The following is a 24101-nucleotide window of genomic DNA, read 5'->3' as shown; positions in this document are numbered from 1 at the left end:
ACTACGAACGAAAGAGGTTGTCGTGACCGATGATTCGGTGCTGTTGTGTACTGACGACAACGGCGTGCGTACCCTCACGCTGAACCGGCCGCGGCGCAAGAACGCGATCAACTCGACACTGTGGACGGCGCTGCGCGACGCGCTGGACGCGGCGGGCAACGATCGCGGCGTCCGCGCGCTCGTCATCACGGGCGCCGGCGGCGCGTTCTGCTCCGGCGCCGATATCTCCGCGCCCGACGGCGGCCATCCCACCTACAAGATGCGCATGCTGACCGATGTGGCCCTGCTGCTACACGAATTGCCGATCCCCACCATCGCGAAGGTGAGCGGGGTGGCCGTCGGCGCGGGCTGGAATCTCGCGCTCGGCTGCGATCTGGTGGTGGCCACGCCGCAGTCGCGGTTCTCGCAGATATTCACCCGGCGCGGGTTGTCACTGGATCTCGGCGGCTCGTGGTTGCTGCCGAAACTGGTTGGGCTGCAGCAGGCGAAACGGTTGGCGCTATTGGCCGAAACCATCGACGCCGAGCAGGCGCGCGCACTGAATCTGGTGACGTGGGTGGTGCCCGAGCCGGATATCGACGCGTTCGTCGCCTCGCTCGGCGAGCGGCTCGTCGCCGGCGCGTCCATCGCACTGGCGCAGACCAAAGCGCTATTGAACGAGGGCGCCGACCGGACCCTGCGGGACGCGCTGGCCAATGAGGCCCGGGCACAGGCGGTCAACTTCGCGACGGCCGACGCGCCCGAGGCCTTCGCGGCGTTCGTCGAGAAGCGCGATCCCGATTTCACCGGTCTGTGGTCGGCAACCGCGGCCGGCAAATCCACCGCGAATTCCGAACGTGGTTAGTCCGAATGGGAGAGAGTGCATGCGTGAAGTAGTAATCGTCGAGGCGGTTCGCACGCCGGTGGGCAAGCGCAACGGGGGACTGTCCGCGATGCATGCGGCCGACCTGTCCGCGGCCGTGCTCACCGCGCTGGTCGAGCGCACCGGGATCGATCCGGCGGTGATCGACGACGTCATCTGGGGTTGCGTATCCCAGGTCGGTGACCAATCGAGCAATATCGGCCGCTATTCGGTACTGGCCGCGGGCTGGCCGGAGAGCATTCCCGGCACCACGGTCAACCGGGCCTGCGGGTCGAGCCAGCAGGCATTGGATTTCGCCGTACAGGCGGTGATGTCGGGCCAGCAGGAGATCGTCGTGGCGGGCGGGGTGGAGGTCATGAGCCGGGTGCCGCTGGGTGCGGCGAAGGCCGACGGTATGCCGTACGGGCCCAAAGTCCTTGCGCGCTATCAGGATTTCTCCTTCAACCAGGGGATATCGGCGGAACTGATCGCGCGGAAATGGGGTTTGTCCCGGCGCAGGCTCGACGAATTCGCCACGCAGTCACATGAGCTCGCCGCGGCCGCGCAGGACGGGGGAGCCTTCGACGCGCAACTGGTCCCGGTGACCACCGACGCCGGGACCGTCGCGGCCGATGAAGGGATACGACGCGGTACGACACCGGAGAAACTCGCCGCGCTGAAACCGGCCTTCCAGGACGACGGTGTGATTCACGCGGGCAACTCCTCGCAGATCTCCGACGGTGCCGCCGCACTGCTGGTGACGACGCCCGAACAAGCGCGTGCGCTGGGGCTGACGCCGCTGGTGCGCTATCGCGCCGGTGCGGTGGCCGGCTCGGATCCGGTGCTCATGCTGACCGGCCCGATTCCGGCGACCGAGAAGGTGCTGGGCAAGGCGGGCCTGGCCCTGGCCGATATCGGCGTCTTCGAGGTGAACGAGGCGTTCGCCTCCGTACCACTGGCCTGGCTCGCCGAGACCGGCGCCGACCCGGGCCGGCTCAATCCGCTCGGTGGCGCCATCGCGCTCGGCCATCCGCTCGGCGGATCGGGTGCGGGCCTGCTGACCCGAATGATTCATCACATGCGCGACAACGGGATTCGCTACGGCCTGCAAACCATGTGCGAGGGCGGCGGCACCGCGAACGCCACCATCGTCGAACTCGCGGCCTGAGGAGGTTCCGGTGCGCCGAGAAATCTATTCCACCGACCATGAGGCCTTCCGGCAGTTGGCGCGCGAATTCATCGAGAAAGAAGTGGCGCCGCACTATGCGCAGTGGGAGCAGGCCGGGCAGATGCCGCGCGAGATCTTCGCCCGTCTCGGCTCGCTCGGGGTGCTCGGCGTGGCCATCCCGGAGGAGTACGGGGGCGCGGGCCTGCGGGACTACCGCTACAACGCGGTGTTGCAGGAGGAAGCGGCGCGCGCGCTGGTCACCCTGAGTACGGTGCGGACCCAGCTCGACGTGATCCTCCCGTACTTCCTGGAGTACGCCGATGCCGATCAGCGACAGCGCTGGTTTCCCGGGCTCGCGAACGGCGAGCTGCTGACCGCGATCGCGATGACCGAACCGGGCACCGGCTCGGATCTGGCGGGCATGCGCACCACCGCGGTGCGCGACGGCGACGATTACCTGCTCAACGGCGCGAAGACCTTCATCACGGGTGGATTGCTGGCCGATCTGGTGATCGTGGTGGCGCGCACCGCGACCGATCCGGAGAACCGGCGCGCGGGTCTGACCCTGCTCGTCGTCGAGGACGGTATGCCCGGATTCGAACGTGGCCGGGTGCTGGACAAAATGGGCTGCAAGGTGCAGGACACCGTCGAGCTGTCGTTCGACAATGTGCGAGTCCCGGCGGCGAATCGGCTCGGCGAGGACGGGGCGGCATTCGGCTATCTGGGCAACAATCTGCCGCAGGAGCGGATGACGGTCGCGGTCGGCTCGGTCGCGCAGGCCCGCGCCGCGGTTACCGCGACGATCGAATACGTCAAGCAGCGCAAGGCATTCGGAACGCCGGTTGCGTCCTTCCAGAATACGAAATTCGAGCTGGCCGCGATGTCCGCGGAGATCGAGGCCGCGCAGACCATGGTCGACCGCGCCGTGCTGGATCTGGTGGACGGCGTGCTGTCCGGCGCCGATGCCGCGCGGGTCAAATTGTTCGCGACCGAGGTGCAGGGCCGGGTGGTCGACCGCTGTCTGCAGCTGTTCGGCGGCTATGGCTATATGACCGAGTATCCGATCGCCCGGCTGTACACCGATGCCCGGGTCGCCCGCATCTACGCCGGGACCAGCGAGGTCATGAAGGTGATCATCGCCAAATCCCTCGGTCTGTGATCTGAGTCCCGATGAATATCGAATGAGACCCTTGTCACATCGGCCAAACCAACCTACTGTGTCATCAGTAGGTTGGTCGAACGAGGGAGTTCGATGTCTGGTCAGCGGCCCGCGACCACGCGGCGCTACGACGCTCTGCTCGCCAAAGGTGAGGATCGCAAACTGCGGATCCTGGCTGTCGCCCAGCAGTTGTTGACACGTAATGGATGGCGCAACACCTCGCTCGCGCAGATCGCGCGGGCGGCTGGGGTCACCTCGGCGGGACTGTTGCATCATTTCGAGTCCAAGGAGCAGTTGCTGCACGCCATACTCGAAGCTCGCGACACCGACGACCAATTGCACGCGGACCGCACCGGCGACCTGATCGTGGAGCTCGAGCGGATCGTCGAACGATTCGACCGCTCACCCGATCTGGTCGGCATGTTCGCCGTCCTTGTGATCGAGAATCTGGAACCGGATGCGCCGCTGCGCAATCGGTTGCTCGATAGGTACCGAGCCGCGGTCGACGCCGTGGCCGCGGGCATCCGGCGCGGTCAGCGCGCCGGACGGTACCGCGTCGATTTGGACCCGGCGGTCAAGGCCGTCGAGATTGTCGCATTTCTCAACGGAATGGAAACCTCATGGCTGCTCGATCCCTCAATTCCCTTGACCGAGGTGTTCAAGGGATACACCCGGTCGCTAGCTCGCGAGCTCGCGCCCGTCGCCATCCGCTGAGGCACCGACTTGCCGTCGTCGCGCCGAGCATGGCCGAGGTGGTGGCCAGTGCCGGCGGGTGGATATTCGACCGAGTGATGGCCGGCTGGCACGTCACGGTGCTGGTCGCCGAATGCGAGGATCTGCGGCCGCTGCGGATTCTCGGGGTCGAGGCGGTCGATCTGGAATCCGCGTTGCGGTTGATGGGTGAGCACGGCCCGCTGCCCCGGGCACTGGCCGTCGCCGGCGATCTGTACGAATCCGATGTCCGGGTCCGCCGCGGCGTGCAGGACACACTCGATCAGCATGCGGCCGAAGTGACGCTCTGGGGTGAGCTGTGTCCGAGCGGGCTGGATCATCGGGTCGGTTCGGTGCAGCACCAATTGAGTGTTGCCGCACGGGCTTTCAAAGCACAGGCGCTCGCCGCACTCGACGCCCCGGTCGACCCGATCGGCGATATCGAAACATTCCGCAGCAGTGAGCTGCTGCTGTGGCCGGGCGCATCGGATCTGATCCCGGCGAGCTGACCGACCGGCGGCGCGGCGGACCGGCCTCGATCCGCCGCACGGCGACGTCGTATTCGCCCGGCTGCGGCGCGCGTGGTGCCATCGGCTCACCCCAGGTGCCGAATTCGGCGCCCAATGTGAAGCCGTAGTGCGTCAGGGGGTCAGCGTTCCAGGAATCGCAGGGGCGCGTGATTGGCCCAACCCGAATCCGGCCAGTTGAACCAGCCCGCGGACGCGAACGTGCCGCCATCGGGGTGCAGGGTGGTTCCGGTGATGTAGGTCGACAGCCCCGACGCCAGGAATACCGCGCAACTGGATACATCGGTGACCTGCCCGACCCGTCCCATCGGGATGGCGACGCGGACGCCGACCGGATTCGACAGTGCGTCATCGCCGTTCGAGAGCCGGCTGAGATTCGGGGTCGGCGCGTAGTCCGGCGCGATGTTGTTGACCCGGATGCCGTCCGGGGCGAGTTCGACGGCGAGGGTGCGCGCGAACTGTTCGACGGCCGCCTTGGCCGCCGCGTAGACGGCGAACCCGGGCGCCGCGCGGTGCGCCTCGATGGTGGTCATATTGATGATGCTGCCGCCACGTCGACCGCTGCGCATGCGGGGAACCGCCAAGGAACAGGCGTGTAGTACGTGGCTCAGGTTCGCCCGCAACAGGCTGTCCCAGCCTTTGGGTGTGGTGTCGACGAAGGGCGCCCGAAAGGTGCCGCCGACCACGTTGACGAGCGTGTCGAGTCTGCCCCACCGCTCGTCGACGGCGGTGAACAGGGCCGCGAGCGCGTCGGGCTCCCGCACGTCGCCATGCCGCACGATCGCGTCGCAGTCCTGTTCATCGAGGGTGCGCCGGAGGTTTTCCACTGCCTCGCCGTCGATGTCGAGTACGGCGAGGCGTACGCCGTTGGCGGCCAGATCGAGGGCGATCGCTTCCCCGAGACCGCCCGCACCACCGGTGATCACCGCGACGGTGCCGGCCAGCCCACCGCGTTCTTCGAACCATCCCATCGCTGCTGTCCTCCGGTCGGTCACGACAAATAGGTCGTGCCGAAGGCATCGAGAAATGCCAGCGTCGCCGCGTTCGAATTCGTCCGGCTCGACACCACGATCCAGGTGACACCGGCCTTCTCGAGTTCGGCGAACGCCTCCCGGTGCCGGTCGGCGTCGACTGCCGGTGCCTCGATCCCGTCGCCCTGGTAGGAGTACAGCACGTCGATCGGATCGGACCGCCCGGCCGCGCTCGCCGCCGCGCGCAACTCCGCAATGGCGGCGGCCAGGTCCGCGACGGTGCCGAGGGCCGGGGTGCGGGCGGTGGCGCTGAGCTGTGCGCCGCCGGTCATCGGCATCCAGCCCTGGGCCCGTTCGGCGACGCGGCGGCGGGTGAGCTTGGAATTGCCGCCGACCCAGACCGGGATCGGCTGCTGGACCGGCCGCGGCCGGGCGATCACGTCGCGCGCGTTGACATGCTTGCCCGCATAGCTGAACGGTTCCCCGCTCCAGTGCAGGGGGAGGGTGTCGAGGGTTTCGTCGAACAGCACGTTGCGTTCGTCGAAATCGATACCGAGAGCGTGGAATTCGCTCTTCTGATATCCGGTGCCCAGACCGAGCGTGACTCGCCCACCGGAGAGTTTGTCGAGCGTCGCCGCGGCCTTGGCCAGCAGGAAGGGATTCCGATACGGCGCTACGGCCAGATGGGTGAGCAGGCGCAGCTGTTCGGTGGCCGCGGCGATGTAGCCGAGCGCGACGAACGGATCCAGTGTCTGATGGCCGCCGTTGGCCAGCCACCGGGCCCCGGGCACCGGATGCTCGCTGAGCGAGAATCCGTCGAAGCCGGACCGTTCCGCCGCGACCGCGATCTCGCGCAGCGGCCCGGCGTCGAGCACATCGCCGTCGAGTCCGCTCGTCTCCGGGTAGTGGAAGATGAAGCGCATGGTCACCTCTGTGAGAATTAGAGTCTCTGTTGATGAGAATATTAGTCTTCGTACAGGTTGCCGAGCTTATCGGCAAGAGCGGGCGCGCCCGATGGGGATCGGGCGCGGATTTCCAGAGCAATCCGCAGCTGAACCGATCTTGAGGTGAGAATATAACTTGCGTGATCGAGAGCAATGTTCTTGGACGGACGGCGCGGCTTGCGGCGAACGGTGCCCGGCGGTGACGGCGGCCGAAATGACCCCGGGCCGGCATGCCATGCAGGCCCCCGACCGGCCCGCGATCGTGCTGGGGACCACCAGTGAGGTGGTGACCTACGCGCAGTTGGAAGAGCGGTCACTGCGGTTCGCTCGGGCGCTGCGTGAGCGCGGCCTCGGCGTCGGCGATCACCTCGCCATCCTCATGGAGAACAACCGCGCCTATCTCGAAATCGCTTGGGCGGCACAACGTTCGGGTCTGTACTACACCGCGATCAACCGGCACCTGCGCCCGAGCGAGGTGCAATACATCCTCGATGACTGCGGTGCGGTGGCATTGGTGGCGAGCGCGGAATCGGCCGAGGTGGTCGCGGGGCTCGATCTGACTCGACTGCCGCTGCGGGTATCGGCGGCCGGTGAACTCGCCGGGTTCGAGCCCTATGCGCAGTTGCTGGCCGGGTCGCCGCCGCTGCCGCTCGCGGATGAATGCGAGGGCCGGGAGATGCTGTATTCGTCGGGCACCACCGGTCGTCCGAAGGGGGTGCGCAAACCTTTGCCGGGCACCGCCCTCGGCGATCCGTCGGCGGCACCGGTGCAGATCGCCAAGGGGCTGCTCGTGACCGACGCCGCGCCGGGTGCCGTCTTCTTGTCGCCCGCGCCGCTGTATCACGCCGCGCCACTGGTGTTCTCGATGTCGTGGCAGCGGATCGGCGCGACCGTGGTGGTGCAGGAGAAGTTCGACCCGCGCCAGTGTCTGGAACTCATCGAGCGTCACCGGGTCACTCATACGCAGATGGTGCCGACGATGTTCGTGCGGTTGCTGCGGCTGCCGAAGTGGGAGCGGGACCGCTACGACCTGTCGAGCCTGCGCAATGTCGTGCATTCGGCCGCGCCGTGCCCGATTCCGGTGAAACGGCAGATGATCGACTGGTGGGGGCCGATCATCCACGAGTACTACTCGGGAACCGAAGACATCGGCACCACCTACATCACGCCGCAGGAGTGGCTGGCCCATCCGGGTTCGGTCGGTCGGCCGATGGAGCAATGCCATATCGTCGGCGAGGCGGGTAATCCGTTGCCGCCCGGCCAGATCGGTGTGGTCTACTTCGCGGGCGGGCGGGCGTTCGAATATCACAACGATCCCGGCAAAACCGCGTCGGTCGCCAACGACAAGGGCTGGCGGACGCTGGGCGATATGGGATATCTGGACGAGGACGGCTATCTCTTCCTCACCGATCGCCAAGCCCACATGATCATCTCCGGCGGGGTGAACATCTATCCGCAGGAGGCCGAGAACGTGCTGGCGAGTCATCCCGCCGTCGCCGACGTGGCCGTGATCGGTGTGCCCGACGACGAGATGGGCGAAGCGGTCAAGGCGGTCGTATGCCCCGTGGACCCGGCCGTCGACCAGATCAGCCTGGGGGTCGAACTCATCGCGCACTGTCGCGCGGAACTGGCATCCTACAAATGCCCGCGCACCGTCGAGTTCGTCGACGAACTGCCACGCGACCCCAATGGCAAGCTCTACAAACGGCTGCTACGCGAGCAATACTGGCGCGGGCGAGAATCCCGCGTCATCTAGCACCCCCGGCGATCTCGACCGCGGTCGATCAGCCCGCCGACCAGCCGCCGTCGACCGGGATGATCGCGCCGTTGATATTGGCGGCGGCGTCGGAGCCGAGGAAGACGGCGACGTCGGCCATTTGCTCTGGCTGGGCGATGCGCTCGGTGAGCGAGATGATGGGCCGCAGCCGGGCCGAGCCGGTGGGATCGAAATTGGCCGCCGCGCCGGCGAGACCGGTCAGGGTGGGGCCGGGCAGGATGGCATTGCAGCGGATGCCGTCGTTGGCGTATGACCAGGCCACGTTCTTGGTGATGCCGACGACGCCGTGTTTGGAGGCGGTGTAGGCGACGCCGGACGCGCCGCCGCGGATACCCGCTTCGGACGCGGTGTTGACGATGGAGCCGCTGCGCTGGGCCAGCATATGGGGCAGCACCGCCTTGGTGACCAGAAAAGTCCCGGTCAGATTGACGCGCAGCACCCGGTCCCATTCTTCGATCGACATATCGGCGGGCAGGGCCATGGTGTCGATGATGCCCGCGTTGTTGCACAGCACATCGATCCGGCCGAAGGTATCGATGGTGCGCTGTACCAGGTTCGCCACGGATGTCTGGTCGGCGATATCGACGGCGACCGCGATGGCCGCATCGCCGATTTCGGCGGCGGTCTTCTCGGCGCTGGTCTGGTCGAGATCGGCGGCGACGACCTGCGCGCCGGCGGCGGCGAAGGCGATGGCCATGGCCCGGCCGATGCCCGAACCGGCGCCGGTTATCAGGCTCACTCGGTGGTCGATAGTGGTGCTCATGGATGCTCCTCACACTTGGTCGGCGATCCCGTTTCCGGAGAAACCACTGTTCGATGCGTATTCGATCGACTGGATCGGCGGATTGCCCTAACCGGACAATACTATCCGGTTTGTCGTGTCAGGTGTTCGGACCTCGAGTCTGATCGCGACCACGCGCGGTGACGTCGGCGCGGCGCGCGGCGATCTGACTGGTTCCCGGTCGCCAGGTCTCGGCCAGATAGCCCTCGAGCAGATGTGCTTCGTCGAGGGTGGAAGTGTTGGCCAACTGGTGGTAGTGCGCGAGCAGTCGCCGCACGGCGGGTCCGTGGTTGTCGGCGATATCGTTGGCCAGCTGTTGCGCGAACGGCAGCAGATCCCTGTGTGGCACAACATGATTGACCAGCCCGAGCCGCAGCGCCGCAGCGGCGTCCAGGAAATTTCCGGTCAACGACATCTCGATGGCGCGGCGCGCCCCGATGGATCGGGCGAGCAGCACGGTCGCGCCGCCGCCGGGCATCACGCCGAGGCGAGCGTGGGTATCGGCGAAGCGGGCGCGCTCCGAGGCGACCAGGAAGGTGCACTGCAGGGCCACCTCGAGCCCACCGGTGACGGCCGGTCCGTTGACTGCGGCGATGACCGGTTTGGTCATGGCCGGAACGAATCGGAACAGACCGTTGGCGCCGCGCTCCGGGCCGGCGCCGGGGGATCGCGGTGCCGCGGAAGGTGGTACCGCGCCGGAAACCTCCGCGAGATCGACCCCGGCGCAGAAGGCGGGATCCGCCCCGGTGAGGACCACCGCGCGTACCGCCGGGTCGGCCTCGGCGGCGTTCATGGCGTCCCAGAGCGCGTGCGTGAGCGCCCGACTCAAGGCATTGCGTGCTGCGGGCCGGTTGAGCGTCACTGTCGTGACCCCGTCCGACGTGTCGGTCAGAACCAGCGGCTCGCCGTCGGTCATCCGCCACTCCCTCGCGGTTGGAGAATAATGTTTACATTCAGTCGATATCATATTATCGATAGAATGAAACGTGATTCTACAGCCGGTGGCTTGGCCGAGGTCGGCACCAGGGCCCGGATGCTGGAGGTCGACGGTTACGACGGAATGTGGTCGGGGGAGCTCAACCAGGATCCATTTCTGCCGCTGGCCGTCGCCGCCGAGCTGACCGATCGCATCGAGCTGGGCACGTCGATCGCGGTGCTGCGCGGTCGTCTCGCCTTTTATGCCTCGACTCCGGCCTATCGCGGCATCTTCGAACTGCACGGCTGGGATGGTGTGAACGAGGAGCTGACCGTGCTGTCGAAGGCGGGCCGATGGGCGGATATGGCCGGCCTGATCACCGACGATATGGTCGACGCCTTCGCCGTCGTGGCGACGCCGGATGAGCTGCCCGGGCGAGTGGTCGAGCGGTTCGGCGCGATCCTGACCCGGATGTCGCTGAGCCTGTCGGCCGATCTCGACCGCGAGGCGGCCGCCGACCTCGTCAGACGAATTCGTCTCGGCTGAATCCCTCGCCTTCGCGGGTCACCGCGCATTCCTCGACGAACGACAGCACCTTCAGGTGGTATGCGGTGGCGGTATGGCCGAGGCTGAGGTTGTGCCCGCTGTCGGCCTGCTCGTTGAGCACGACGCGCGGTGCCGCGGTGAACATGGCCGCGATCTGCGCGAGTGCGCTCGGATCGCTACGCCAGACCCGCTCGTACGTACCGGCGGTGAAGTGCACCGGGGTGCGGACCCGGTCGGCGAGCGCGGGGAAGTCGTGCTCGGCCCAGCGCCGGACCACCGTGCCCTCATAGGCGGGAGTCGGGGACGAGATGGTCGCGCCGCCGAAGAGTTCGGGTGGATAGAGGCGCCGCGGCTGCCACAGCAGATCGCGGACGCCGGCGGCGCTCGCGTTCCGATGGGCCGTGTCCAGGATTGGGGCCGCCGCGGGATGGTGCTCGCGCCCGGTGCCCGCGAGTTCGATACCGAGCAGTTCGGTGCTGCGTGCGTCGGCCGCCATCCGGACCACCAATTCGGAACCGGCCGAATGCGCCCACAGAAAGATGCCCGCACCACGGAGGCGGTCGTGCAGGATCCGGTCCACCGCCGCGTAGGCCAAGTCGACGCGGCGCGCGGGTGAGTCCAACTCACCCCCGTACGGCAGCGAACTGCCGTAGCCGGGGCGGTCGAGTGCGATAGCGGTGAAACCGACCGCGGCCGCGGTACGCAACAGCGACAGCCGAGGATGGCCCGGGCAGTCGAAGTACGCCGACGTGGTCGCACCGCCGTGCACGGCGACTATGACGGCCCGCGGATTCGCCGCTTCGGCCACCAGCGCCGACATCGGGATGCCATCGACCTCGACGATGCGGCGGCTGATCGATCCACTCGCCGCGGCGCCGTCATCCGCGTCGAGCGGCGGCACCGGATCGGTATCGGTGACGGTCATGTGTTCCGGCCACCGTTGACGCCCAAGATCTGGCCGGTGATGTAGCCGGCCTCATCCGAGATCAGGAATGCGCAGGCCGCGGCGATATCCTCGGCCCGGCCGACCCGTCGCACCGGTGTCCGCTCGATATGTTGCTGGATGGTGCCGCCCAGTACGCCGCGCTCCTCGGCGGCGCGCAGCATCGGGGTGTCGATGAAACCGGGCGGCACCGCGTTGACGGTGATCCCGGAGAGGCCGAGTTCCAGCGCCAACGCCTTGGTCACACCGTTGACCGCCGATTTGGCCGCCACATAGTGCGCCATGAACGGCTGGCCCGAATGGGCGCTGGAGGAGGAGATATTGACGATTCGCCCCCAGCGCGCGTTCAGCATGTCGGGCAGTGCGGCCTGGATGCAATGGAAGACGCCGTTGAGATTGACGTCGATCACGCGCTGCCAGGCGGCGAAGGTCAGGTTGGTGAAGCGTTTGAAGCCGTCCAGGCCCGCGGCATTGACCAGTACGGTGACCGGACCCAACTGCTGGCGGATCGCGTTGAGCGCCTTGTCCACCGCGACCGGATCGGTGACATCGGCCCCGTAGGTGTGATCGTCGCCGGTCGGGGGTTTCAGGTCGAGGGTGGCCACCTGATATCCGTCGGTGCGCAGGCGCTGTGCGACGGCCGCACCGATACCGGAACCGCCGCCGGTGACCACCGCGGTTTTCACGACCAAGGCTCGTCACCAGCGATCGTGCTGCGGTGCATGGTGCGTTCCGAGGACGGGTCATAGGGCAGGGCGCGGTGCAGCATGCCGGTGTTGTCCCAGATCACCACGTCGCCGACGGCCCAGTCGTGGGTGTAGCAGAAGCGCTCCTGGGTCGACCAGGCCAGCAGCTCGTCGAGCAGCGCGCGGCTCTCGACGGGGTCCATGCCGACGACGTGGTCGGCGGTGGCACCGATAACCAATGAGCGCCGACCGTCACGACGCCGCCAGACCAGCGCGCTCTCATGGCTGGGCACTTTGCGCCAACCCGCTACCTGCTGCTCGGTCGGCTCCGGATACGCCAGCCGCTGCGCGGCCTCGAAGGTGTGCACCACGCGCAGACCTTCATACCGTTTGCGTTCGTGTTCGGGCAGGTTCTCGTAGGCCGCGTAGGTGCTGGCGAATTCGGTGCCGCCACCGACCATGGCCACGTGCCGGGCGGTGAGCATGGTCGCCTTGGCGGGCACTTTGCTGGTGGTGTCGTCGATATGCCAGAAGAAAGTGCCCTTGAGGTATTCGGCCGATCGGTTCTTGGCGGGATCGAGCGAGACCGTGAAGATCTCCTGGCCGCCGGGTGCGAGCACCGTGCCCAGTTTGCGGCTGAACGCCACCTGCGCGGCGTCGTCGAGATGCAGGCCGCGAATGAGCAGTACGCCGCGCCACTTCAGTGCCTCCAGGCACCGGCTGACCGCCGTTTCGTCGAGTAGGTCCTCGACTCCGGTGACAGACACTCCCAGGTTTGGACCAAGTGCTGTAGTCTCGATCACGAGAATCTCCCTTCCTGTTACGAGAACCGTACTCTCGCGAAGGATTGGGTGGCAACCGTGGGGTTGGTGACGTGCGTCAGGGCCGAGCGAGCCATATCGGCACCGGCTGTCGAAAAGTCCGGCAAGTATGTGACGCGGCGTCGGTCCCTTTGTTAGAGTTGCCGCCGACAGCTTGCTTGTTCTCGTTCAAAGAGAATTATATTTTCACCTCGATGAGGAGGCCGGATGCGCTCTCAGGACCAGGCGTCGGATATCGCGACCGCCGGGCGGATCGACCGATACCTCCTCGCGGTCGAATCGGCCGGCGCGGCCACCTAGAACGAAGGGGGAGATCCGATGCCGTTCATCGCTTCGATCGGAACATATCTGCCGTGCTGGGGCGCCGCCGACCGGCGGGTGCCCGGTGACGACGAGGACGCGATCACCCTCGCGGTGGAAGCCGGGCGGGCCGCGCTCGACGCCGGCGCGGGCGTGGAACATGTGGTTCTGGTCAGCCGGGATCTGCCGCTGCTGGAGGGCGGCAATGCCGCGGTGCTGCTGGCCGGTCTCGGCCTGGATCCGGAACTGGAGGTGATCGAGCGGCTCGGCGGTGCGCCCGCTGCGCTGGACGCTCTCGGCTCGGCTCGGCCGCGGACTCTGGTCATCGGTGTGGACCTCGAGCCGGCCGGTGCCGCTGCGGCGCTGACCGCCGAGCGTGGCCTGCAGGTGCGTACCGCGGCGCGGATCGCGCGCAGTCTGCCGGTCCGCACGCGCTACGCCTCCGGTGTGGTGCACGACTACGGCGATCCCCGGTTGCTGCACGAACGTGGTCTGCTCGGTTCGCTGGCGGTCGCCTGGTTGGATACCCCGATCGCGGTGGCCGGGGTCGAACACGACCAAGCGGTCGATCTGTGTGTCGGCACGCCCGCGCCACTGCCGACGCTCGGAGCGAGTGCGGGACTGTTCGCGCTGGCCGCTATCGCGGAGTCGGAGCAGACCGGCCCGCTGGTGGGTGTGGAGCAGGCCAGTCTGTCCGGTGTCACGGTGGCCGCCGGTGCGGTAGAGGTCCGTCGCCGGGAACCGGCGGCCCGGGACAAGCCCGATGGCACGTTCATGCCGGGTGCCGAGATCCCGATTTCGCTGGCCGCCTATGAGCGGGCCTTCGAGGCGAAGGTGCGTTGGGTGGCCGGCAAGCACGCCGACACCGATGAATTGGATTTCCCGCCGCGCTATCGGGTCGGCGAGGACGGTGCGCTGCGCACCGATTACACCCTGGTGCCGTTGCCGCGCACCGCCGTCGTCTACACCGGTGTGACGGTGCACGTGCCGGTACCGGGGCTCAAGACCCCGTATTCGCTGGTCATCGTCGAACTCGACGAGGTGGGGGTGCGCGCGCTGGTGAAGGTCACCGGTGCCGAGCCGGGCGCGGTCGATATCGGTGACCGTGGTCGTATGGTGCTGCGCCGGGTGGCCGTGCGATCGGGCGTGCCGGATTACGGCTATGCCTTCGAACCAGATCTGGAGGTGGCGGCATGAGAAGAGTTGCCATTGTCGGCGCGGGGATGACGCCGTTCGCTGAGCATTTCGCCCTTGGTATCAAGGATTTGGTGCCGATGGCGTTCGCCGAGTGCGCGGCCAGTATCGACAAGGGATTGCGCAAATCCGATATCGAGGCCGCCTGGTTCGGTGAGCTCGGTACCACCGACGGATTTCCCTCCGGCATCCTCGCCGATACCCTCGGGCTGCCCGAGGTCCCGGTCACCCGCGTCGAAAACGCCTGTGCCACCGGACATGACGCCGTGCGCAACGCGTTGTTCGCGATCGCCTCGGGCGCGGTCGATGTCGCGCTGGTGCTGGGTGCGGACAAACTGCGGGAATCGGCGTCGAAGAACATGCTGTGGGAGTGGGAGGCGATGACGCGGGATATGGCCTGGGACTATCCCCTCGGCCTGGTCGCGCCCGCCGGTTTCGCCCTGCATGTCGCGCGGTATCTGCACGAATCTCCGGCCACCCGCGAGCATATGGCTATGGTCGCGGTGAAGAACCACCGCCACGGTGTGCGAAATCTCAAGGCGCGGTTGCGTTTCGAGATCACCATCGAAGAGGCCCTCGCCGCGCCGACCGTGGTGACCCCGTTCGGGCTGTATGACTGTGCTCCCCAGAGCGATGGTGCGGCGGCGCTGGTGCTGGTTGCTGAGGATGTGGTGGACCGCTACACCGATCGTCCGGTGTGGGTGCGTGGGGTCGGGTTGGGCCTGGATTCGGTGATGCACCAGCACAAACGGGATATGACGACCTTCCCGGCGACGGTCCGCGCCGCCAAAAAGGCGTTCGGCATGGCCGGGCTGACACCGGCGGATGTGGATGTCGCCGAGGTGCACGACTTCTTCACCGGTGTCGAGCTGATCAGCTATGAGGATCTCGGCTTCGCTGACCGCTTCGAGGCGCACAAACTCCTCGAAGCCGGTGTCACCAGTGTCGGGGGCGCGCTGCCGGTGAATCCGAGCGGCGGTTTGAAGGCCAAGGGCCATCCGCCCGGCGCCACCGGGGTAGCCCAATGCGTCGAGCTGTTCGAACAGCTGCGCGGCGATGCCGCCAACCAGGTCGACGGTGCGCGAATCGGCCTGGCGCACAACGTCGGCGGACCGACCGCCGTCGCGGCGGTGACCATTCTGGCGGGGCCGCGGGCCTGAGATGGATGACGTGGTCGCGTTCGTCACCGGCACCGCGGCGCGGCGCCGTGCCGTGCTGGAGTGGGCCGCCCGCTATGCGGGCCACACCGGGCGCGTGCACGTCGTCTGTGACGGCCTGCTGCCCCCGGCGGTGACCAGTTCGATCATGTTGATGGGGTTGATGATCAACGCGGAACGGATCGAGCACGCGGATTTCGCGGAGGCGGCCCAGATTCTCGCACCGTTCGGCTGTGCGTGGACCTGGCGGCACACGCCACTGGGCGCGCGCGGCCTCGCCATGCGGATCGCCAGGCAGTACGGCGCGGTCGTCGTGGTGCCGCGCCGCTACCGTGTGCGCGCGCCGTCGGTTCAGATCCTCGCGCCCGTTGACGGCGCTGCCGAACGGACCATATGGGGCCGGGTGCAGGGACACTGATGTCCGCATGGGCGCGCGGCAGGTTGCCATCTGTTGTCCGGCCGTCTGCGCGCGGCACTCGCACGTGTGACTCTTCGTGCAGAATTTGATTCGCAAAAATAGAGAGTAGGATGTCTCCCAATGCAATTCGACTGAAGGAGCTTTGATGCCGAAGGGGTACGTCATCCTCACTGAGGCCGTGCGGGACGAGGCAGGCATGGATGCCTACGGTCGTGCCGCCGGGCCGTCGCTGCTCGAGGGTGGCGCCTCGGTGCTCGCCGCCGACTCGCAGCCGCAGGTGCTCGAGGGTGCCTGGCACGGTGACCGGACCATTGTGCTCGAGTTCGAATCGGTGGCGGCGGCCCGCGCCTGGTATGAGTCGGATTCGTACGAGAAGGCGAAACCGCTGCGTCACGCCGCGGCCGACAGTAACGCCGTGATCGTCTCCGGTTTCGAGATGCCCGGTCGGGCCTGACTCGTGCCCGTCGTGCCCGCGCAGAACGCCCCGGGCATCCTCGACGGTGCGCCGGAAGCCCGCCCGGCGAATGGCCGGGCGGGCGGGTTAATGGCCGGAAAGGCCTGTGTTACTCAGTGTTTCATTTCGGGGTCGGCATTGGCTGGTTGATGGTGGTGAAGTACTGCGCCACCGCCATGATCGCCATCGGGGCGGCGATGAACAGCTGGCCGGCCAGGGTGCCGACCGCGCCGATGGCGGCGATGCCACCGAGGCAGCCGATGGCGGCCGCGGGGATGAAGGCACCGAACAGGCCGATGATGGTGGCCGAGGCGACGGTGGCCCCGGCGATGCCGCCGAGAACGCAGCCGATGGCGCCGCCACCGAGGCCGCCGACGATGCCGCCGATGGTGGCACCCATGGTGATGGTGCTCATCATGCGGCCGAAAGCGGCCTGTTCACGGTCGTATTGGGTTTTCCATGGGGCCTGATCCTCGAATGGCAGTGCGACCGGCTTGTAGGTCGCGTGTGCCATATCGAACTGCGGGGTCAGGGTCGCGGTGCGGCCGGCGATATCCGCGGCGATCGGGAATTCGAAATCATCGACACGGAACCGCAATTCGGTGCCACCGAGTACGGTCCCATCGGCCGCTTTGATCTTGAACACCCCATCCTCGACGGCCAGATCGCCGGCATCGGTGGTGATGATCGTCGACCGCTCGGTGAGCGAGGTGGTGAACTTGACGTCATCGCTACTCGGCGCGGGCGCGGCATTGACCGTGCCCGCGGTGACGCCGAGTCCGGTGGTCACCAGCGCGGCCGTTACCGCGAACTTCTTGAATTTCATGGTGCTGAATCCTCATCGTGCTAGTCGGGATAGTTGTCGAAACGTGTGAGATCACAGTTGGTTCGGCTACACCTCGATCACCCCGCTCCCCGGTTCGGGAGCGGTGATCGCGCTATCGGCGAAACCGGCTTCCAGACCACGTAGGGCCAGGTCGAGATAGGTGGCGAGATCGTGGTCGGCGCGCGGTGCCCACTGGTCGTATGCCGCGCGGCAGATCGCGAGAGTGGCGCGTCCGATCGCGAGCGGATAGAGCGAATCCGCGGGTTGGCCGGTGCGCTGGGCGACGAAATCGGCGATCACCCGGGCCCAGGCCTCGTAGTGCCTGGTCGCGCTCGCCATCAGTTCGGGCACCGCACGCAGCAGGGTGATTCGCACGCGAAGTTCGGCGAGGTCCATGCTGCTACGGCGGTTGGCGGCGAGTACGCCGTGGCGGACCGCGGCGATGATCGGTAGCTCCGCGGGTGCTTCGGCGAGTCCGGCGCGGATGGCGTCGATCTCGGTGTCGAACGCATGCCACAGCACGGCGACCTTCGAATCGAAGTAGCGGAAGAAGGTGCGTTTGCTGACGCCGACGCCGACCGCGATCTGCTCGACGGTGGTCTGCTCGAATCCCTGCGTCGCGAACAGACGCAGTGCGCTGAGTTCGAGCCGCCGGGCATCCGTCTCCCGTGGGCGACCGCGTCGAGTGGTGCTTGTCACATTGGTAGAATGACATTACCGTGGGCGAGAACACAATTTCCGTCATGCCGTGCCATAAACCGGACAAAGGAGACATCATGATCGATAACGCTGTTGACGCAGTCGATCCGTCTGCCGCGGCTGCGCCGGTTGCCAACCAGGTGCTGGTGGAAGGCGTTTCCGTCGCGGCGCCGAACTGCTTGACCTGGGCGCTGACCTACGCCTGTGATTTGTCCTGCGCCTATTGTCGATCGAGTTCCGGCGGCCGGGATCCGGGGGAGTTGAGTACCGCCGAATGTCTGGCGCTGATCGCCGAGTTCGAGCGGACACGGGTGTGCCATGTGCACATCGGCGGCGGCGAACCGACTGTGCGTGCGGACTTCTGGGACATCGTCGACTACGCGAACGCCCATCATGTCGGAGTCGAGTTCGCGACCAACGGACTTCGCATCACCCCGGCGGTGGCCCGTCGCCTCGCCACGAGCAATGGCATCGGCGTACAGATCCGCTTGGACGGCGCCACCGAGCAGGTCAACGATGCCGTGCGCGGCGCCGGTTCCTATCGGATGGCGGTGCGGGCGATGGAAACGCTCGCCTCGGCAGGGGTTTACGACTTCGAGCTAGCCGTGGTGGTGACGCGCCGGAACGCCGGGCAACTCGACGCCTTCGCCGCGATCGCCGATCTGTTCGGCGCGCAACTGTCCCTGACTGTGCCGCGACAGTCGGGTCGCGGTGCCGATGTCGGAGACGAATTACAGCCCACCGCCGAACAGCAGCGTGCGGTGTACAGCAGCGCTTGCCCGTGCTCCTGTCCGGTCAGCGCGGTGGCCAGATCGCCGCTGATCCGTTCGGGCAACGAGGAATTCAGCAGGGCATCCAGCAGCGTCGGATCCACGGTGACGAGCACATTCTCGGCGAGGTAATCGGCAATGGCGTGATGTCGGCCCGACAGGTGGCTGATCAGCGCGCGGGGGTCGTGCTGGTCGTACAGCGACACGGCCACGAGTTGCAATGCGGCGACCCACCCTTCGGTGCCGGCGCGCAGATCGGCGATCTGCGTGTCGTCCAGGTCGAAGCCGCCGATCCCGACCAATAGTGAGCTCACCTCGGACTCATCGAAACGCAGTGCGGTGGAATCTATTTCGATGAGTTCGTTGCGAACTCGCATGGTGGCCATCGGCAGCCCTTCCGGTGACCTGCTGGTGACCACGATCTGCAGATGTCGTGCTCTGTGTCGGAAGTTCGCGGTGTTACCGCGCTGTGGTCTCCCAGTTTATGCCCGGCGAACTCCGGAATCGGTGCGGATCCGGCTCGGTGGCGCGTCCGCGGTCACCTCGGCACGACTGTGCCAGCGTGCCGCGTTGGGATAGCGGGTGGGATGCCGCCTCACCTGCCTCGCTCGGTGAGGAGCAGCGCCAACTGTTCGAGATCCCCGGTGTCGGCGTCAGCCGGAAGCGCCGCCATCGCAGCTGCCAACCGTTCGTGCGCGTAGCGCAGCGTCAGCGCCAGTCCGCCGGCCTGCTCGACCAGCACCGCCGCCCGTGTCACCTGTTCGGCGGTCAGCGGCTCGATCGATTCGAACAGAGCCGCCAGTTCGACGCCGGCGTCGGTGCCCGATTCCAGCGCCGCGATCACGGGCAGAGTCTTCTTGCGGTTGCGTAGGTCATTGCCCACAGGCTCACCGGAAATCGCTGGGTCGCTGTAGATCCCGATCACCTCGTCGACGAATTGGAACGCCAGCCCCAGTTCGCGACCGTAGATCTCCATTGCCGACACGGTGTGCGTGTGCGCGCCCACGCAGAGCGCGCCCAGTGCGCCTGCGCAGGCCATCAGCGAGCCGGTCTTGGCCGCTGCCATCGAGACGTATTCGTCGATGCTGACCCGTGACTGGTTCTCGAATGCGCAATCGGCGTATTGCCCGCGGCACAGATCCACAGCCGTTGTTTGCAGCCGGGTGATCGCCTTGGCGGTCAGATGTCCGGGCAGCCGAGTCGACAGCACCTCGACGGACTGTGCTTGCAGGGCGTCGCCGAGCAGGATTGCATTGGTGATGCCCCAGACGCTCCACACTGTTCGGCGGCCGCGGCGCAGCGGGTCGGCGTCCATCACCTCGTTGTGTACGAGGGAGAAGTTGTGCAGTAACTCGATTGCGGCGGCGGCCGGGACGGCATCAGCGGGGTCGCCGCCACAAGCGGCGGCCGCGCCGAGGGTGAGCGCCGGGCGCAGAGCCCGGCCTGATTCACTTGATAACGGCGTGCCCGTCGCATCCCACCACCCCAAGTGGTAGCCGGCCATCCGGCGCAATGGTTCGCCCAGCGAATCCACCGAAGCCCGCAAGACCGGCTCAACCATCGTCCGGGCTCTGGCCAGTACTTCCTGCGCCAGTAGCCCTCCGACCAGCGGCTCTGTCGTCGTGACCGACACTGCAATTACCTCCGGCTGCCGACCGATTCGATCATGTGAGGTGCAGCAGTGAACCGGACTCTATGGCGTACCCACACTCAGGAACATCCGTCGGTTCCCGGAGAAATATCCGTAAGTGGTTTCAGCCGATGATGAAGGTCTTCAGCTCGGCGCGGGCTTGGTCGTCGGGCATTTGGATGGGCGGGGATTTCATCAGGTACGCCGAGGCCGGGATGACCGGTCCGCCGATGCCGCGGTCCTTGGCGATCTTCGCCGCGCGTACCGCGTCGATGATGATGCCCGCCGAGTTCGGTGAGTCCCATACCTCGAGCTTGTATTCCAGGTTCAGTGGTACATCGCCGAAGGCGCGGCCCTCGAGCCGGACGTAGGCCCATTTGCGGTCGTCGAGCCAGCCGACGTGGTCGGAGGGGCCGATGTGCACGTCGTTGGCGCCGAGTTCCTTCTTCAGGTTGCTGGTGACGGCCTGGGTTTTGGAGATTTTCTTGGACTCGAGGCGCTCGCGTTCGAGCATGTTCTTGAAGTCCATGTTGCCGCCGACATTGAGTTGCATGGTGCGGTCCAGTTGCACGCCGCGGTCCTCGAACAGCTTGGCCATCACGCGGTGGGTGATGGTCGCGCCGACCTGGCTCTTGATGTCGTCACCGACGATGGGAACGCCTGCCTTGGTGAACTTTTCGGCCCAGACCGGGTCGGAGGCGATGAACACCGGCAGTGCGTTGACGAAGGCGACATTCGCGTCGAGGGCGCATTGGGCGTAGAACTTGTCGGCTTCTTCGGAGCCGACGGGCAGGTAGGAGACCAGGACGTCGACGTTGTTGTCCTTGAGCACCTTCACTACGTCGACGGGTGCGGCCTCGGACAGCTCGATGGTCTCGGCGTAGTACTTGCCGATACCGTCCAGCGTCGGACCGCGCTGCACGACGACATCGCTGGGCGGTACGTCGGAGATCTTGATGGTGTTGTTCTCGCTGGCGAAGATCGCCTCGGCCAGGTCGAAGCCGACCTTCTTGGCATCGACGTCGAACGCGGCGACGAACTCCACGTCCCGAATGTGATACGGCCCGAATCGGACGTGCATCAAGCCCGGCACCGTGGCCGACTCATCGGCGTCCCGGTAGTACTGAACACCCTGCACGAGCGAGGACGCACAATTCCCCACACCGACAATCGCCACCCGTACCCGACCACTACCCACACTATTGCCGTCCACCATCGGTCTCTCCTTGCTCGGTGCGACACGGATCGCCCCTTCGTCACGATCAGCTGCGCGAACCGGAAGTGCGTCGGACCGGTGGCCGGGTGCTGCTTCCGGTCGACGCTGACGAATTCCAGGGTGGCTACGACAGTAGGAGTGGCACCTGACGACAACGACGCAGCCGACACGCGGCTACCAGGGCGAAAATCGCAGCGTGGACACGCCCCACAGGTGGGAAGCCGATCGACTGCGGAGCCGGTACGGGTTAGCGCGGATGCTGCGGCCGTGGTCACGTGAACGACCGGCCGGTGTCCGCTGAGATCCATTGCCCCGTAGTTTTCCCGTAGCCCCCCCGATCGCCGCTCCGTGGTGGCCAGGACACGTGACTGTGTCGCGCGAGCGGTGCCGCCGACACTGGAAACCGAGAATGCGATCAGCAGGGAGCGGATGTGCGGGTAGGACTACTCGGTACCGGACGAATCGGTGCATTTCATGCGGGCACGCTCGCAACGACATCCCGGGTCGGGTCGCTGACACTGTGGGATCCCCGCGCCGAGGTCGCGCGAGCCGTTGCCGAGCGAGTGGGCGGGCGCGTCGCGGAATCTCCGTCCGCGCTGCTCGGCGACCGGCTGGACGCGTTGCTGATCTGCTCGCCCTCGACCACCCACGAGGACATCCTCACCGAGGCAGTGCACCGGGGAATACCCACCTTCTGCGAAAAACCGGTGGCCACCACCCTCGATGCGACGGCGCGGTTGCTCACCCTGGTCGAATCCGCCGATGTGCCGGTGACGATCGGATTCCAGCGGCGTAGTGACCCCGGCTACCAGGCGCTGCGCCAACGCGTCGTATCAGGCGCGCTGGGCAAGCTGTATCTGGCGCGCATGGTCTCCGCCGACGAAGCTCCGCCTCCGGCGGAATACCTGGCCTGCTCCGGCGGCCTGTTCACCGATCAGAGCGTGCACGACTTCGATATCGTCCGCTACATCACCGGCGAGGAGATCGTGTCGGTGTATGCGACCGGAGCAGCCCTCACCGGAGCCGCCGGGTTTGCCGAGACCGCTGACGTCGACACCGCGGTCACTGTTCTGACGCTCAGCGGCGGCACAATAGTCTCGCTCACCAGCTCTCGGCACAGCGCGACAGGCTATGACGTGACCTTCGAACTGGCAGGTAGCGGAGGTGTCGCAACAGTTTCCTCAGCCACCCGACAGCCCACCGTGGACGGGGTGGCCGATGTCCTCGCCTCCGACGGAGGGTTTCTGGCCACCTTCGCTGCCGCCTACCGATCGGAGGTCGGCCGCTTCCTGGACTACGTCGAGGGTATCGGCGACAACCCCTGTTCGGTGCACGACGCGTTCGTCGCGTTCTCGGTGGCACAAGCAGCGACCCACAGTCGTCGCAACGGTATTCCGGTGCGGCTCGACCAATACGAATTGGAAGGCATCTCGCGATGACTCTCGGGATCGCCCTGATCGGCACCGGCTGGATGGCTCGCGCTCACACGCACGCTGTGCGGGCTCTGCCCGATCTCGGCCTGGACCTGCCGGATGTCCGCCTGGTCACGGTAGCGAGCCGGGACAAAGCCAGGGCCACGCGGGCCGCGGACCGGCTCGGTTACCAGCACGCCACCGACGACTGGCGGGCGGCCATCGACGATCCCGGCGTGGACATTGTGGTCAACGTCGCAGCCAACGAATCGCATGCGGAGCCGTCGATCGCCGCGTTGGGCGCGGGCAAGCATGTGGTCTGTGAAAAACCGCTGGCCATCGACGCGACTACCGCAGCGGCAATGGCTGCGGCCGTGCCGCCCGATCTCGTCGCCGTGTGCGGATACAACTATCGCTTCGTTCCAGCGTTGCGCCTGGCCCGCGACCTGATCAAGGAAGGCAGGCTCGGGACCATCCGCCATGTGCGGCTGAGCTATTTGCAGGACTGGGCAGCCACGGCCGCGGCTCGCGACGGCTGGAAGTTCGCCGATCCGGTGGCCGGTAACAGCGTCGCCGACTATTCGCACATCATCGACCTGCTGTGCTGGTTGGTGGGTGAGCCGGCCCGAGTATGCGCGAGCATAGCCACGCTGGCGGAGCCGGACGCGCCCGCGGGTCTGCGCCGGGCCGAGCCGGGCACCGACCACGAGGACTGGTATGCGGCCCTGGTCGAACTCACCTCGGGAGCGACCGCGGTGTTGGAGGCATCCCGGGTGGCCACGGCCAGCAAGGGCAGACAGCTGGTGGAGATTTTCGGGTCGGACGGGTCGCTGCGCTGGGATATGGAGGACCTGAACCGACTGCATATCGCGCAAACGCGTGACGATGAACAAGATTCGCGGACGGCAGGACCACGAGCGGTCCTGGTGACCGAGCCCAGCCAGCCCTTCCTGGATACCTGGTGGGCTCCGGGCCATATCCTCGGCTGGGAGCACACCCTGGTACACCAGTGGATCGCCGTGCTGAACCAGATCACCGGGCAGGGCGGCGCCGCCGACCGGGCCGCGTCTTTCACCGAAGGCCTGCGTGCCTGCCGGATCACCGACGCGATTCGCCGTTCCGCTGCAGACGGTGCCTGGTGCCCGATCGACCGGGGGTGACAGGAAGCAGTATGCGGCCTTCAAAATGACGTCCCACAAATACTCTGCCATGATCGACCACGCAAGGGTTCAAC

General features: G+C 66.6%; 25 protein-coding genes and 1 pseudogene. 15 read left to right on the top strand and 11 right to left on the bottom strand.

What is annotated here, in order from left to right; translation table 11 throughout:
• Positions 1–22 precede the first annotated feature (22 nt).
• The 5 genes from OG874_RS14465 (at position 23) to OG874_RS14445 (ending at position 4388) form a co-directional block, all read left to right on the top strand.
• On the top strand, positions 23–844 hold the full coding sequence (locus tag OG874_RS14465) for an enoyl-CoA hydratase/isomerase family protein (protein ID WP_330255651.1): 822 nt from the start codon (positions 23–25) through the stop codon (positions 842–844).
• Positions 845–863: 19 nt separating this feature from the next.
• Positions 864–2009: a thiolase family protein gene (locus OG874_RS14460; protein WP_330255650.1), complete on the top strand. Its 1146-nt coding sequence runs from the start codon at positions 864–866 to the stop codon at positions 2007–2009.
• A gap of 10 nt (positions 2010–2019) precedes the next feature.
• The gene (locus OG874_RS14455; RefSeq protein ID WP_330255649.1) at positions 2020–3168 is read left to right on the top strand and encodes an acyl-CoA dehydrogenase family protein; all 1149 of its coding nucleotides are present in this window, start codon (positions 2020–2022) and stop codon (positions 3166–3168) included.
• Positions 3169–3261: 93 nt separating this feature from the next.
• Complete coding sequence (locus OG874_RS14450) at positions 3262–3882, top strand: TetR/AcrR family transcriptional regulator (RefSeq protein WP_330255648.1); 621 nt, start codon at positions 3262–3264, stop codon at positions 3880–3882.
• The gene (locus OG874_RS14445) at positions 3879–4388 is read left to right on the top strand and encodes a hypothetical protein (protein WP_330257291.1); all 510 of its coding nucleotides are present in this window, start codon (positions 3879–3881) and stop codon (positions 4386–4388) included. Before OG874_RS14450 ends, OG874_RS14445 begins: the two co-directional genes overlap by 4 nt.
• 140 nt (positions 4389–4528) lie before the next feature.
• Here OG874_RS14445 and OG874_RS14440 read toward each other — a convergent pair whose 3' ends face one another.
• Both OG874_RS14440 and OG874_RS14435 read right to left on the bottom strand, forming a co-directional pair.
• Positions 4529–5377 (bottom strand): SDR family NAD(P)-dependent oxidoreductase, encoded by an 849-nt coding sequence (locus tag OG874_RS14440; RefSeq protein WP_330255647.1) that lies wholly within the window; start codon positions 5375–5377, stop codon positions 4529–4531.
• A 20-nt stretch (positions 5378–5397) separates the two neighbouring features.
• Positions 5398–6300 (bottom strand): LLM class F420-dependent oxidoreductase, encoded by a 903-nt coding sequence (locus OG874_RS14435; RefSeq protein WP_330257290.1) that lies wholly within the window; start codon positions 6298–6300, stop codon positions 5398–5400.
• A gap of 235 nt (positions 6301–6535) precedes the next feature.
• On the opposite strand from OG874_RS14435, the gene OG874_RS14430 reads away from it, so the two are divergent.
• Positions 6536–8077 carry an acyl-CoA synthetase gene (locus tag OG874_RS14430; protein ID WP_442943402.1) on the top strand — a complete coding sequence of 514 codons (1542 nt, stop codon included), beginning with the start codon at positions 6536–6538 and terminating at the stop codon, positions 8075–8077.
• A 28-nt stretch (positions 8078–8105) separates the two neighbouring features.
• On the opposite strand, the gene OG874_RS14425 is transcribed toward OG874_RS14430, so the two are convergent.
• Complete coding sequence (locus OG874_RS14425; protein WP_330255645.1) at positions 8106–8861, bottom strand: SDR family NAD(P)-dependent oxidoreductase; 756 nt, start codon at positions 8859–8861, stop codon at positions 8106–8108.
• A gap of 118 nt (positions 8862–8979) precedes the next feature.
• Positions 8980–9795, bottom strand: a complete 816-nt coding sequence (locus OG874_RS14420) for an enoyl-CoA hydratase (protein ID WP_330255644.1) — start codon at positions 9793–9795, stop codon at positions 8980–8982.
• A 63-nt stretch (positions 9796–9858) separates the two neighbouring features.
• Here OG874_RS14420 and OG874_RS14415 point away from each other — a divergent pair, with 63 nt between their 5' ends.
• Positions 9859–10341 (top strand): LLM class flavin-dependent oxidoreductase, encoded by a 483-nt coding sequence (locus OG874_RS14415; RefSeq protein WP_330255643.1) that lies wholly within the window; start codon positions 9859–9861, stop codon positions 10339–10341.
• On the opposite strand, the gene OG874_RS14410 is transcribed toward OG874_RS14415, so the two are convergent.
• From OG874_RS14410 to OG874_RS14400, 3 genes are all read right to left on the bottom strand, one after another.
• The gene (locus OG874_RS14410) at positions 10319–11161 is read right to left on the bottom strand and encodes an alpha/beta hydrolase (protein ID WP_330257289.1); all 843 of its coding nucleotides are present in this window, start codon (positions 11159–11161) and stop codon (positions 10319–10321) included. The genes OG874_RS14415 and OG874_RS14410 overlap by 23 nt on opposite strands.
• A gap of 101 nt (positions 11162–11262) precedes the next feature.
• Entirely contained in the window at positions 11263–11970 is a 708-nt protein-coding gene (locus OG874_RS14405) for an SDR family NAD(P)-dependent oxidoreductase (protein ID WP_330255642.1), read from the bottom strand.
• Positions 11967–12773, bottom strand: coding sequence for a TauD/TfdA dioxygenase family protein (locus OG874_RS14400; RefSeq protein WP_330255641.1), 807 nt, complete (start codon positions 12771–12773; stop codon positions 11967–11969). Before OG874_RS14400 ends, OG874_RS14405 begins: the two co-directional genes overlap by 4 nt.
• A 336-nt stretch (positions 12774–13109) precedes the next feature.
• Here OG874_RS14400 and OG874_RS14395 point away from each other — a divergent pair, with 336 nt between their 5' ends.
• The 4 genes from OG874_RS14395 to OG874_RS14380 all read left to right on the top strand — a co-directional run bounded on the left by OG874_RS14395 (position 13110) and on the right by OG874_RS14380 (position 16314).
• On the top strand, positions 13110–14288 hold the full coding sequence (locus OG874_RS14395) for a Zn-ribbon domain-containing OB-fold protein (protein WP_330255640.1): 1179 nt from the start codon (positions 13110–13112) through the stop codon (positions 14286–14288).
• A complete protein-coding gene (locus OG874_RS14390; RefSeq protein WP_330255639.1) occupies positions 14285–15445 on the top strand; it encodes a thiolase C-terminal domain-containing protein in 1161 nt (386 codons plus the stop codon). Before OG874_RS14395 ends, OG874_RS14390 begins: the two co-directional genes overlap by 4 nt.
• A gap of 1 nt (position 15446) precedes the next feature.
• Positions 15447–15860 carry a hypothetical protein gene (locus OG874_RS14385; protein WP_330255638.1) on the top strand — a complete coding sequence of 138 codons (414 nt, stop codon included), beginning with the start codon at positions 15447–15449 and terminating at the stop codon, positions 15858–15860.
• A gap of 145 nt (positions 15861–16005) precedes the next feature.
• Complete coding sequence (locus OG874_RS14380; protein WP_330255637.1) at positions 16006–16314, top strand: DUF1330 domain-containing protein; 309 nt, start codon at positions 16006–16008, stop codon at positions 16312–16314.
• 121 nt (positions 16315–16435) lie between these two features.
• Here the strand turns inward: OG874_RS14380 and OG874_RS14375 are convergent, their stop codons facing one another.
• Both OG874_RS14375 and OG874_RS14370 read right to left on the bottom strand, forming a co-directional pair.
• The gene (locus tag OG874_RS14375) at positions 16436–17140 is read right to left on the bottom strand and encodes a hypothetical protein (protein WP_330255636.1); all 705 of its coding nucleotides are present in this window, start codon (positions 17138–17140) and stop codon (positions 16436–16438) included.
• Between the two features lie 66 nt (positions 17141–17206).
• The gene (locus OG874_RS14370; RefSeq protein WP_330255635.1) at positions 17207–17839 is read right to left on the bottom strand and encodes an acyl-CoA-like ligand-binding transcription factor; all 633 of its coding nucleotides are present in this window, start codon (positions 17837–17839) and stop codon (positions 17207–17209) included.
• Between the two features lie 77 nt (positions 17840–17916).
• Between OG874_RS14370 and mftC the strand changes: the two are divergent.
• Both mftC and OG874_RS14360 read left to right on the top strand, forming a co-directional pair.
• Positions 17917–18606, top strand: a pseudogene (gene mftC / locus OG874_RS14365) (mycofactocin radical SAM maturase); the annotation flags it as partial.
• Between the two features lie 164 nt (positions 18607–18770).
• The gene (locus OG874_RS14360; RefSeq protein WP_330255634.1) at positions 18771–18914 is read left to right on the top strand and encodes a hypothetical protein; all 144 of its coding nucleotides are present in this window, start codon (positions 18771–18773) and stop codon (positions 18912–18914) included.
• A gap of 290 nt (positions 18915–19204) precedes the next feature.
• Here OG874_RS14360 and OG874_RS14355 read toward each other — a convergent pair whose 3' ends face one another.
• Entirely contained in the window at positions 19205–20242 is a 1038-nt protein-coding gene (locus tag OG874_RS14355; protein WP_330255633.1) for a polyprenyl synthetase family protein, read from the bottom strand.
• A gap of 121 nt (positions 20243–20363) precedes the next feature.
• Positions 20364–21455: an inositol-3-phosphate synthase gene (locus OG874_RS14350; protein WP_330255632.1), complete on the bottom strand. Its 1092-nt coding sequence runs from the start codon at positions 21453–21455 to the stop codon at positions 20364–20366.
• Between the two features lie 431 nt (positions 21456–21886).
• On the opposite strand from OG874_RS14350, the gene OG874_RS14345 reads away from it, so the two are divergent.
• Positions 21887–22894 (top strand): Gfo/Idh/MocA family protein, encoded by a 1008-nt coding sequence (locus OG874_RS14345; protein ID WP_330255631.1) that lies wholly within the window; start codon positions 21887–21889, stop codon positions 22892–22894.
• Positions 22891–24027 carry a Gfo/Idh/MocA family protein gene (locus tag OG874_RS14340; protein ID WP_330255630.1) on the top strand — a complete coding sequence of 379 codons (1137 nt, stop codon included), beginning with the start codon at positions 22891–22893 and terminating at the stop codon, positions 24025–24027. Before OG874_RS14345 ends, OG874_RS14340 begins: the two co-directional genes overlap by 4 nt.
• Positions 24028–24101 lie beyond the last annotated feature (74 nt).

Source organism: Nocardia sp. NBC_00565, from assembly GCF_036345915.1.
Classification (GTDB): Bacteria; Actinomycetota; Actinomycetes; order Mycobacteriales; family Mycobacteriaceae; genus Nocardia.
This window is presented reverse-complemented; position numbering and strand designations above follow the sequence as displayed.